6 protein-coding genes are annotated in these 12,666 nt (G+C 44.3%); 2 read left to right on the top strand and 4 right to left on the bottom strand.

The features are described 5' to 3' along the window. The first annotated feature begins 25 nt into the window (after positions 1-25). Together ACSSS3_RS12765 and ACSSS3_RS12760 are read left to right on the top strand one after the other, a co-directional pair. The gene (locus ACSSS3_RS12765) at positions 26-2,830 is read left to right on the top strand and encodes a glycosyl hydrolase 115 family protein (RefSeq protein ID WP_442844938.1); all 2,805 of its coding nucleotides are present in this window, start codon (positions 26-28) and stop codon (positions 2,828-2,830) included. Between the two features lie 154 nt (positions 2,831-2,984). After that, positions 2,985-7,043 carry a hybrid sensor histidine kinase/response regulator transcription factor gene (locus tag ACSSS3_RS12760; RefSeq protein WP_442844937.1) on the top strand — a complete coding sequence of 1,353 codons (4,059 nt, stop codon included), beginning with the start codon at positions 2,985-2,987 and terminating at the stop codon, positions 7,041-7,043. A gap of 12 nt (positions 7,044-7,055) precedes the next feature. Here ACSSS3_RS12760 and ACSSS3_RS12755 read toward each other — a convergent pair whose 3' ends face one another. The 4 genes from ACSSS3_RS12755 to ACSSS3_RS12740 form a co-directional block, all read right to left on the bottom strand. Continuing rightward, positions 7,056-8,417 (bottom strand): glucuronyl esterase domain-containing protein, encoded by a 1,362-nt coding sequence (locus ACSSS3_RS12755; protein ID WP_442844936.1) that lies wholly within the window; start codon positions 8,415-8,417, stop codon positions 7,056-7,058. 69 nt (positions 8,418-8,486) lie between these two features. Further along, positions 8,487-9,812 (bottom strand): family 43 glycosylhydrolase, encoded by a 1,326-nt coding sequence (locus ACSSS3_RS12750; RefSeq protein ID WP_442844935.1) that lies wholly within the window; start codon positions 9,810-9,812, stop codon positions 8,487-8,489. A gap of 14 nt (positions 9,813-9,826) precedes the next feature. Then, positions 9,827-11,401, bottom strand: a complete 1,575-nt coding sequence (locus ACSSS3_RS12745) for a glycoside hydrolase family 43 protein (protein ID WP_442844934.1) — start codon at positions 11,399-11,401, stop codon at positions 9,827-9,829. A 6-nt stretch (positions 11,402-11,407) separates the two neighbouring features. Further along, entirely contained in the window at positions 11,408-12,553 is a 1,146-nt protein-coding gene (locus ACSSS3_RS12740; protein WP_442844933.1) for an endo-1,4-beta-xylanase, read from the bottom strand. Positions 12,554-12,666 lie beyond the last annotated feature (113 nt).

Here is a 12,666-nt window from a genome sequence, read left to right as displayed (position 1 = left end):
GTAGAAAACCTAAAAAATTCAACTTATGTTTTTAAAATCATTCAGGCTGAACCTCGAAAAACTCGTAGTCCTTGTTGCCCTGGTCTCTTTTCAAGGACTCCTTGCTCAGCAAAATCTGGTATCAACCACACCTGTTAGCGAAGGCTTTACGCTAAGTGATTCTAAAACCACCGCAAACCTGATTGTCGATGCTGCAGATTATGAAGGCGTGCATATCGCCGCTAAAAACCTGCAGCTCGATCTGGAGCGGGTCACCGGCAAAAAACCAGAAGTTTTCAATAAGCTTTCGGGCAAACCGCAATTGATTATCGGTACGCTTGGAAAGAGCAGCTTTATTGACTCGCTGGCACAAACCGGTAAGCTGAATGTTTCCGCTATTAAAAACCAGTGGGAAGCCTTCAGCATTCAGCAGGTAGACGGAAATCTGGTTATCGCAGGTAGCGATAAACGCGGTACGATTTACGGTATTTACACCCTTTCTGAAGCCATAGGCGTATCGCCCTGTTACTGGTGGGCAGACGTACCTGTTAAGAAATCGGAGCAGCTTTATGTAAATGCTGCAAACTACACCAACCCCGGACCTAAAGTGCACTACCGCGGTATTTTCATCAATGATGAAGCCCCTGCCCTATCGGGCTGGGTGGGTGAAAATTACGGCAGCTTTAACCACGAATTTTATGAGCACGTATTTGAACTGATTTTAAGACTGAAAGGCAATTACCTCTGGCCGGCGATGTGGGGACGTGCCTTTTACGACGATGATCCTGAAAATGCCGTACAGGCCGAAAAATACGGCGTGGTGATAGGTACTTCACACCACGAACCCCTGATGCGGGCTCACGTAGAATGGGATCGTTACGGGAAAGGCGACTGGAACTATGCCACCAATCCCGAAGTTTTACGGGACTTCTGGAAAGCAGGGATTGAGCGTATGGGCGACAACGAAAGTATTGTAACCGTTGGAATGCGTGGCGATGGCGACGAACCCATGACCGAAGGAACCGCTATCGAACTGCTGGAAGGGATTGTAAAAGACCAACGCCAAATTATTGAAGACGTTACCGGAAAGCCTGCAAGTGAGACCCCACAACTCTGGGCGCTTTATAAGGAAGTGCAGGATTATTACGATCAGGGGATGCGTGTTCCTGATGATGTTACGCTGCTCCTGGCCGATGATAACTGGGGAAATATCCGCAAACTGCCCAATCCGGAAGATGCCGGGCGCACCGGAGGTTACGGTATCTATTATCATTTTGATTACGTGGGAGGGCCGCGCAACTACAAATGGCTCAACACCAATCAGATTTCCCGTGTTTACGAACAGATGTCTCTGGCTTACGAATATAATGCCCGCAAAATCTGGATTGTAAACGTGGGCGACATTAAACCGATGGAATATCCCATCAGCTTCTTTCTGGACTATGCCTGGAATCCGGAAAGCTTCGACCTTGCTGATTTAAAAGAATATCCGGAGCAATGGGCTGCAGCGCAATTTGGCGACACTTACGCTTCTGAAATTGCCGGGTTGATTCAGAACTACAGTACATTGGCCAGCCGTCGCAAACCCGAGCTATTGAGTCCGAAAACCTTCAGCCTACATCATTTTAATGAAGCTCAACGTATTCTGCAGGAATATGACGAGCTGGAGCAGGAGGCTAAAAGAATAAAAGAAGAACTTGACGATTCGTATCAATCGGCTTATTATCAATTGGTTTTGTTTCCCATTGAAGCGATGGCAAATCTCAACAGATTGTATATCGCCGCAGCAAAAAACCACTTATATGCCGAGCAGGGCCGAAATACCACAAACGCCTATGCGGAACAGGTAGCCGAATTTTTTGAGAAAGACAAAGAACTCACCCGGGCCTATCACAGTCTGAATGATTCAAAATGGAATCATTTTATGGATCAGACCCACATTGGTTATACGTACTGGCAGGAACCCAGGCAAAACGTCATTCCTGAAACCAAACAGATTGAAATTCCGCAGGAAGGACATTTGGGGATCTCCATTGCAGGAACCGAAGCCTATTTCCCGAAAGATCAGGTTTTAAATGTGTTGCCCTTTGACCAGTCGCATCAGCATCAGCAACTCACCCTGTTCAATACCGGAAAGGAAGAGGTTGACTACAAAATCAAGAAATTACCAAAATGGCTGAAAGTTGATCAGAAAAAAGGTGCCGTAAAAACCGAAGAGCAACTTACTTTGAGTTTAATTCCCGGTAAATTACCTGCTTCAGATCAGGAGGGCGTCATCAGTATTCAGTCAGATCACGGAATGGCGACCCTACAGGTAAGCTACAATCCCTATCCTGCCGGTACTGAAGGTACCGTGTCTTACGCCGGCTTGATCAGCATACCGGCTACAGCATTTACAGCAAACACAGGCTGGGAGCAAATTCCCGATCTGGGCAGACAGGACAACGCCTTGCGACCTGAGACTAAATTCTCAAAAGGTATAACACCTGAAAACACCGCTCTTACCTACGAGCTTTACGCAAACGAGGCAATTGATGGAACCATAACCTTTAACCTGTCTCCCACCCTCGATTTTAAAAATCAGGGCGGACTCAAATTTCAGTATCAGATTGACGACGAGCCTGTACAGACGCTCAATATGCATAAAGACACACCCGACAACTGGAACAGCAGCGTAGCCAATAACACCACCCGCGTTGTAGCTCCCGTACGTCTTCAAAAAGGTGCACACCAGCTTAAAATTTACGGGGTAGATCCTGCAATTGTACTGCAGCACATCATCATCCGGGCAGAAACGAATAATCAGTCTTTCTACCTGGCTCCTGTAACGATTGCGGGATTAAAAGACTAACTTGTGGAAACGCATTTTAAAGCCCTGAAAAATTCAGTATATCGCAAGCAATTCGATATCTTGTAACCTGAAAATCTGTATATTAATCAAGTTCTGACAGCCAAAATGAATCATCAGCCCGGAAAGCGCGTCAACCCATTATAAACTGTTTCTCTTGAATCAAAAAATACGAATTTATCTACTCTTTCAACTCGTTTTTGTCTTGGGCAGTTATGCCCAAAACGGAAGGATTTTTTCTTCAGATTCAGAATTGTCAAGTAGTTTAATCAATGCTATTTATCAGGATCATAAAGGCTACATCTGGATTGCTACCGAAGACGGGCTTAACAAATACGACGGTGCTAAATTTGTAACCTATAAAAAGAATGCAAACGATTCTACTTCCCTCCTGAATAATTACGTAAAAAGCATTTTTGAAGACCGAAATAACAATCTGTATTTCGGCCTTTTTAACGGGCTACAGATTTATGACCATGCTACAGACGCGTTTAAGCAAATTCCGCTTTCTATTGGTTTAGAATATGCTTACGATGCGCACGTCACGTCGCTGACCCAGCGCAAGAACGGTGAAATTCTCATAGGTACCTCGGGCCGAGGGGTATTCCGGCTACAGAAACAGGGTGATGATTATCTGGCCGAAAATCTTCCGGGATTTTTACCCACTGCTTTTGTTGATCATATTTATCAGGACAGCCGGCACAGGCTTTGGTTTATTACCCCGGAAACAGGAGTTTTTCTCGTGGATCAAAATAATACCGTAACACCCCTGCTACAGAATGGTAAAGTGCGCGCAACAGTGTCTACCGTGGCAGAAGGTAAAAACGGTACTATTTACGTAGGCAGTTACACTGAAGGTCTGTTTAAATACAACGAAAAAGAGAAGGTTTTTGAATCGATTCCCAATACTCAAAACCTGGTCATTCACAGTCTGCACCTCAACTCAGAAGATGAAATGCTGGTTGGAACAGACGGGGACGGACTTTATAAATTTGATCCTTCCACACAAAAGCTGGAACCCTATCCTATCATCATATCCAGTTTTGACTCTTCGAGATCAAAAGTTCACGATATCGTTGAGGATAACGAAGGAAACACCTGGCTGAGTCTTTATCAAAAAGGCGTAGTTCTGCTTCCTAAAAAGGAAAACAATTTTAATTACATCGGTTACGAGTCGAGCAAACTGGACATTATAGGTTCTAATTGCGTGATGTCTGTTTTTAAAGATTCAAGAGGTATTTTATGGGTGGGGACCGATGGAGACGGGCTTTATAGTATTTCACCCCAAAATGAAGTACTAAAACATTATAAAGACCAAAACTACCTCGGGAGTAAACTCAACACGGTAGTCTCTATTTATGAAGACAGCCAAAATACCATTTGGATTGGCACCTATTTAAATGGCCTGGCCAAAATCAAAAAAAACTCTGAAACCATTGATTTTGTAACCGATCTGATGGATGAATACGGAAATCCCGTAAAGAGTATTTACAGTATCGTGGAAGATTCCCGGCAAAATCTGTGGCTGGGCTCTATGGGTTCGGGTCTTTTTAAACTCAGTCTCAACACCAATGCCATCACGGCATGTAATGTACAAATAGCAGATGCGCCATTAGGACCTAAATTTTTCAACAACAGATGGATAAATGATTTATTACTTAGTGAAAGTCAGGATATCCTGTATGTAGCTTCGTATGACGGTATCAGCAGGTTTGATCTCAAAACAGAGCAATTCCTGTCTTTTGAAACCGGTATTCGCCGATTTGACGGCGAGATCGTGTACACCATTCTCAAAGACGCCGAAGCTTATCTTTGGATTGGTACCGCAAACGGTCTGAAGAAAATAGACGGGGAATTGAATGGACTGGCCCACTACACCATAGAAGACGGCCTGCCAAACAACACCATTTGCGCTATAGAACAGGACAGCAACGGGATGCTGTGGGTAAGTACCAATCAGGGAATTTCAGAATTTAATCCGCCTAAGGAAACCTTTCTCAATTACTACTTCAACGATGGTTTACAGGGCAATGAGTTTAGTAAAAATGCTTCTTATCTGTATGAAGAAAATCAGTTGATCTTTGGCGGAATTAACGGGGTCACCTATTTCAACCCACAAACCATTTTAGAAACAGACAAGAAACCAGATATCTACATTATAGATGTCTATCTGCAAAATACGCCCATTCGCAAAGGCATGAAATCGGGCTCCTATGAAATTTTAGATAAAGCCATTATCGAGGCAGACACCATCAATCTGGCCTATCGGGACAATTCATTCAGTCTGGAATTTTCTTCGATGGAGTACCGGAATCCCAAACGCATCTCCTATGCCTACGCGATAAATAACGGTCCCTGGATTAATCTTACGCAGGGAGTTAACACCGTGGCTTTTGACAATCTGGAAGCCGGCACCTATAACTTTAAACTGCGGGCTAAAGACTACGACCAGTTTTCGGAAATCAAGAATTTTACAGCCATCATACACCCGCTCTGGTATCTATCGCCTGCCGCCAAACTGGGGTATTTTATCATTTTTGTAATCATCATTGCCTTTGTAATCTACCAGTTAAAACAACGTCAGGAAAGCAGAAACCGACTGAGGGAATATCAAAAATCAAGACAAATCAACGAGGCCAAACTGCAATTTCTCACTAACATCTCGCACGATATTCGCACGCCGCTTACGATGATCATCAATCCGCTTAAAAAGTTGCTGCACACGGATGAAGATCCCATACGCCGCAAATCATACAAAACGATGATGCGCAATACAGACCGCATTTACCATCTGGCAAACCAGCTTCTTGATGTGCGCAAAATTGACAGCGGTCAACTCGAGCTTCGTTTTGAGAAGGTCGAAATGGTTTCTTATATAGCAGAAATCTGTGCCATTTTTGAGGATCAAATTGAGGCCAAAGCGATTCAGTTTGAATTTAAACACGAAATGGATGCGCTTTTTGCCTGGGTAGATCCCAATTACTTTGATAAGATCATTCAAAACCTGGTTGCAAACTCCCTGAAGTTTGTCAAAAAAGGCGGAAAAATTCAGGTAGTGCTCGAAACCAAACCCAATGAAGAGCAGGCAAATCACCCGGGCTTCTTTGAAGTTTGTGTTATTGATGATGGTATCGGCATTAAGAAAGGTATGGAAAATTTAGTCTTTGACCGGTTCTACCAGGTTAAGGGAACTCCGCATCATCTGGAAGGAACAGGTATAGGGCTCAACCTAACCCGCTCTATCGCCGAATTGCATCATGGTACCATTTATGCCGAAAATAACGAAGATGGCAAAGGCTGTAAGTTTGTAACCCGCATTCCTCTTGGAGATGCACATTTGCTTCCGCATCAGTTGTATGAAAGTGAATTGAAGCATTCCGGGAATGAGCCTGCACCACAGGAAATCACCAGGTCTGAAGCACTTCCGGAGAAAGAAGTCACGCAAAGCGGCACTAAAATCCTGGTTGTTGACGATGACCTCGAAATACGCAAATACATCAAAAGAGAGCTGGGCGACCGCTTTAAAGTAGCATTGGCTGCTAACGGAAAAGAAGCGCTGGCCTATGTATTGAAAGAAGCTCCCGATCTCGTGATCAGCGATATTATGATGCCCGAAATGGACGGTTTAGAACTGTGCAGACGCATCAAGAAAAACATCAACATCAACCACATTCCGGTGATACTGCTTACGGCTAAATCAACACAGGAGCGCAATCTGGAAAGTTTGAATCTCGGGGCTGATGCCTATATTCCCAAGCCTTTTGACGTGGCCATTTTACAAAAAACAGCGCTGAATCTCATTCAAAACCGCAAGCTGCTTAAGAATAACTACGACGGCAGTCAATTGCAGGAAGATAAGGTTAAACAGGTAGAGCTGGAAAGTTCTGATGAAATCCTGTTGAAAAAGGTAATGGGTTATATCAACGATAATTTAGATAACCCCAACCTGAATGTTGAAATGATCGCCAATGCTGTAGGTATTAGCCGCGTGCACCTGTATCGCAAACTAAAAGAATTGACCAATCAATCGGCTAGCGATCTGATGAAAAACATTCGTTTAAAACAAGCGGCAGATCTTTTGGCTGCAAAATCTATAAGTGTGGCAGAAGTAGCGTATGCGGTAGGTTTCTCCAATTTATCAACCTTCTCCACCAGCTTTAAAAACCTCTACGGAATTCCTCCTAAAAAGTACCAGGAGACCCATCTTAAAGAATAAGACTGAAAAAGGTTAATCCCAATACCGGTGTGCCCACGCAATCCAGGTGCTCCAGTTAGGCCCCGTAGAATGGCCACCACCGTGCTGTCTAAAAGCCAGTTCCCCGGAGGTAAGTGCTGTTCCCATAACCGGAAAATCAGTAGTTCCCGGCCCCTTTAGGCCGTACAACTCATAAACCGGTGCAGCTTCAACCGCTGCTTCAAACATGCCTTTGGCATCTACCCACTGTCCTTCTATTTTAGGAGAGCCCGCGCTTATAAAGACAGGTCTGGGTGCACAGAGCGCGATGAGCTGATGTGCATCTACCGGTAAATCAGTTAGCGTTTTGATACTGGCATACTTGAGAAAATTCCCGGCAAACCAGTGGTATTCGGCAGGAGAAGCGAGGTTTTCGAGCATCTCACCAAAATTTCGGCGTAATAAAGACGCACCACCGGCTCCTGACGAACCAATAAAACCCAGTGAAATACGTCTGTCAAAGGCCATCGCTACCAAAGCGGCTTTCCCGTATCGCGATGTACCTTCAACTGCAATCCGCTTGGAATCCAGATCTGTTCGGGTTTCGAAATAATCAATTAATTTGCTCGCACCCCAGCCCCACGCACGCAAAGCGCCCCATTGCTCAGGGCTTCTGGATTTACCCTGATTGACCAGACCAATGATTCCGGTGTTTAAGCCGGCACCGTGATCTGCCTGAATGGAAGAAACGTCTAAAATGGCATAACCCCAGCCCTGATATGCCAGTTGCTGTTTAAAGCCCGGCTCATAAGGGGAGCTAAAATAACTGCGGGGTTCTTCTGTCTTGCCAAAAGGAGCGTTTAAAAATCCAAACTGAATTACAACAGGAATCGTTGAATCTCCAGTTGTTTTAGGAATACCCAAAAGTGCTTCGATACTCAGGCTAAGCTTGGGATAGCTGCTGTTATCTACAGTTCCCACAAGATGTTGTTCCAGTATCGGAATACCACCAATCACGGTATCTTTTTCCGATTTGACGATCCAAGAAACTGCCGGAATAGCATCAGGTAAGGCACCGTACATTTCGCTTTCAAAAGCCGCTATTAACTCGGGCCGTTTTAGATTTTCCCAGTCTGCTACCGAATTGATTGTTTTGCCTGATTGGGTTGTCAATAAAGAGGGTAATGTATACGCACCCACCTGATTTTCATCAAAATTAGCGGCGTTGGGATCATTCGGGTTACCGGAAGGACCGGGCCGGTTTTCCTCATCAATCCCCAAAGTCTTTTTCATTTGAAGAAAATCGGCATAACTAGACCTGTTTATACTGTCTCTTAATGCTGAAGTGTTTTGGCTGTAAAACGAAAGAGGTACGAAAACGGTGAAAATGAGACCACGCTGAATACGTCTGAACATAGATTTGGTTTAAATGATAACAATATAAAACCCACGCCAGACGCACCCGCTAAGCTCCTAAAAGTACTCTTACTTAAACTGAATCCAATCTATTGCGGCTGCGCCGGAAATCACTTTGATTTCAAGATCGTGTATCCCAACCTCCGGATTAGCAAGTTCAAAATCAAGGCTGCTCCAGCCTGTACTATCGGGAATATTCAGTTTTGTAATGGGCTTATTAGTATCTGCGAAGGAAAGTTCGAGTACTGCTCCTCCTTCCGCCTTTACACGAAGAAGAATCTCAGAGCGTCCGCTCTCAAAATCAACCTGATTGTAGCGAATGAAGTCGCCTGCACTTAAAACTGCGTGCCAACCTTTAAAAGGCGTTTCGGGATCGTTAAACTGAATTGCTGCCGAGTCGCTCTTACTGCTGTAACGGTCTAGTTGTATCGTTTCGGTGGCTTTATTTATGCCAATACCACGCAAGGTTGGCTGTACTTTTCTAATCGTACCATCCCGATTAAACGAAAGACTATCTGCGCGAATAGAGCGGTTTTTATCAAAATCGGGAGACAGGTCGTTATGATGGTAAAACAAATACCATTGATCTTTGAAGTTTACTATCGACTGATGATTTGTCCAGCATCCCGTAGGGCTTTCATCCATAATGACACCAGTTACGGTAAAGGGACCTTCAGGCGTGGGACCCATAGCGTATTCTAAACGCTCGGTTTTATTCTCCACGTGTGGATAGGTAAGATAGTAGAGTCCGTTTCGCTCAAAAACAAAAGGCCCTTCCTTAAGTCCTTCCTGCGGGAGATTGGCAATTACCTGAGGTTCTGAGGCCAGTTCGGTCATATTAGGCTTTAATTTAGCCACAAAAATGTTTCCTCCTGACCAATATAAGTAGGCTTGCCCGTCTGCATCTATAAAGACATTTGGATCTATACCGTCTACTCCGGCAATGGGATTTTCCTGAGGAACAAAAGGCCCTTCAGGCGAATCGCTGATCGCTACTCCTATTTTGAAACCTTTCGCATCTTTCGGTTTGGTAGGAAAGTAAAAATAATATTTGCCGTCGCGCTCCACGCAATCCGGAGCCCACATGCTGTAGCCCGAAGGATCTGCCCAGGCCACTTCGGTCTGACTTAAAATCGCTCCGTGATCTTTCCACGTTGTGAGATTATCTGAAGAAAATACGTGGTAATCTTCCATACAAAACCAGCCTACGCGTCCTTTATTTTCGGTACATAAAATGTCGTGCGAGGGATACACGTAAAGCTTGCCGTCAAAAACCCGGGCCGTTGGATCTGCTGTATACTGATCTAAAATCAACGGATTTTGTGCCCGTATTGAAAAGAAATTCAGGCAGATCGCCAAAAGTGTAATAAAAGTGATTTTTGAAGGGATACGCATCAGTGAACGTTCTTTTATTGGGAATGCTTAATCGTATCTTCAATCTCAAAATAATCAAAGTCTACCCAGCCTCCGGGTGTTTCAGTAGCATAGTTAAACAGGCCGAAGCGGTAGCCCATAAAATGAGGCAAGGTGTATTGCATTTGTAAAACGCTGCCCAGCTCGTTCCAGGTCTGTCCGTCAAGGCTGTAATAGAAATAGGCTTTATCGGTGCGGTCTCTAAAATCGCATTCGATCTTAAGGAATACTTCATTTTGATTGAAGGGTAAGGTTGCTATAACACCGCCGTCTTCCGCATTTTTACTCATGTAAATTTCTTTTCCGTCGGCCTTAGACCGCACTCCGATAATCCCGTATTTTTTTTGAAGAACCGATAGGCCTGCGTGGTCACCGGCTTTCATTTGAGAAACATCAAGTTTTACGGTACCGCTGGAAACCGGTCCTAACGTTCGCTGCGTGAGGGTATTTTTAGCCTGAATAAAAGCGGTATCGATTCTTCCGGTTTTAAGTCGTAAAAAACCGGGACGCTCTTCAACAGACCACAGGTCGTTATTCGGGTTGTGATTCCATTGCCAAACCAAAGGCAAAGCCGGGTCCCCCTTTTCCCGGCTGAAATCGTCTGAATGCACAATACCGGGAATAATGCTTTCGTTTTTGGGTAAATTAAGGGTCTCCGGCACTTTACCATCTACACCTAGTACCGGCCAGCCGTCTTTCCATTCTACAGGAACGAGATAAGGAATTCTACCCACTGCCCCGCTGTCCTGAAACAGATAGGCATACCAGTCGCCATCTGGAGTATCGATGAGTCCGCCCTGAGCTACACCCTTGTCCTGAAGGGCAACACGGCCTTCATAAGGTCCCGTGATCTGGTCTGCACGATGTACGACTACGGTGCGCATTCCGCCGCGTGGCCAGGTGATATTGAATAAATAAAATTTACCGTCGTGCTTAAACACCTGTGAACCTTCAGCAGGCAGGATGTAATTAGAACCTATAGGATCTGTTGCATTCTTGATAAGCACGTGTTTGGTTTCTTCTTTTACGCCAGAAAGGTCTTCTTTTAGCTCTACCATACTGAGCTCACCCGCACCCCAGATCATGTAAATCTTTCCGTCTTCAAAAAAAAGCGTGTGATCATGATACGCCGGTTTAAACTCGTGTACTTCCCAGGGACCGTTTTCAATATCCTTTGTGGTATAAATATGAGTCATCCCTGATGTTGCGGCAAAAGTTGAGAGGTAATACATCCCCTCGTGATAGCGCAGGGAGCTAGCCCAGGAACCCCGCCCGTAGGTTTGCTCTCCGTTATCAAGATTCATCGCATCGTTATCTACCAAGGTATCGTAGGCATAATTAACCAGCTTCCAATTTGTGAGATCTGTAGATTTCATAATAGGAACACCCGGACTCATGTGCATCGTAGTACTGCTCATATAATAGGTATCGCCCCGGCGAATGATTGACATATCAGGGACGTCTGCATGTATCAGCGGGTTTTGTGCTACTTCCTGAGCGCTGACCGTAAAAAACGAGCAATAAAGGAAAGCCCCGCACAGAAAGGCAGATTTGAAAAAGCTGTTTAACATGGATGATTACTTTTGAGCTAGCAGCATAATAGAGTCTACTACCCCTTTTGGTTTATTTTGTCTGTCGAAAAGTAAAGGATAATCGGTACGCCCGCCAACAGGCCAGTTGTTTCTCCAGGAATTGCCGTCGTTAACTCCCCAAAATGTAACCTTGTCCAATTTGTCTTCGTGCTTTAGAAAAAGTTTGAAGAAATCAAGGCAACGCGCATTAAAAGCGATGCTTACGCTATCGGGTAATTTATCCGGATAGGGATTCATACGATCTTCATAATCAAAATTTGCAGATACCTCTGCGCCCTGATTTTTCCAGGGAGAAGGCAGTACGGTGATGTCAAATTCGGTTACGGCAACCTTAAGTCCAAGATCTGAGAACGCTTCAATGGTTTTTTCAAACTCTTCAAGTTCGGGATAGTCCATACCCACGTGACCTTGCATTCCAACGCCGTGAATAGGCACACCCTGTTCCTGTAATTTTTTGATCATTCTCACGATTCCATCTCTTTTTTCGGGAACTGAGGTAGAATAATCATTGTAGTAAAGTTCTGCTTCAGGATCTGCTTCGTGTGCAGTCTCAAAAGCCAGCTTGATAAAGTCTTCTCCCAGTAATTTATAAAATTTGCTTTCACGAAGGCTGCCATCGTCTAAAACCGCTTCATTAACCACATCCCAGGTCTTTATGCGTCCCTTGTAGCGGGTAACCACGGTTGTAATGTGCTCTTTCATGCGTTTAATAAGTTCGTCTTTATCGATCTCATTTCCTGCATCGTCTTTAAAGAACCATTTAGGTGTTTGTGAATGCCAGATTAGTGTATGCCCGTGTATGACCATACCATTTTCCTCCCCAAAGGCTACAAATTTATCTGCAGTGTCCCATTGGTATTTTCCCTTTTCGGGTACAAGCCGCTCACTTTTCATGCAGTTTTCTGCAACGATTGAGTTAAAATTAGCCTTTACAACCTCGATTTCTTCGGGATTGTAGCCATTGATCTGGCGTTCGTTAAGGGCAGTGCCCAACAAAAACTTACCGGCCAGGGCGTCTTTTAAGACTAAAGGTTTTTCAGCTTCGAGCATGGCTGTATCAGCTTCAGATGCCTTTTGCTTGCAGCTTAAAACGAGCGTGGCGATTAAAAAAAGGTAGATTAGGTTTTTCATTAAATTAAATTTTATACATAAAAGGTTCAGGGATATTCCTACTTCTAAAAGATTACCTGGTTTAGATTGTTTTTAAACTATTGGAGTTCTCAAAATTAGAACATTGCTAATTT

Source organism: Leeuwenhoekiella sp. H156, assembly GCF_052218455.1.
Classification (GTDB): domain Bacteria; phylum Bacteroidota; class Bacteroidia; order Flavobacteriales; family Flavobacteriaceae; genus Leeuwenhoekiella; species Leeuwenhoekiella parthenopeia.
The sequence above is the reverse complement of the archived record's forward strand: the minus strand, read 5'-3'. Positions and strand labels throughout refer to the sequence as shown.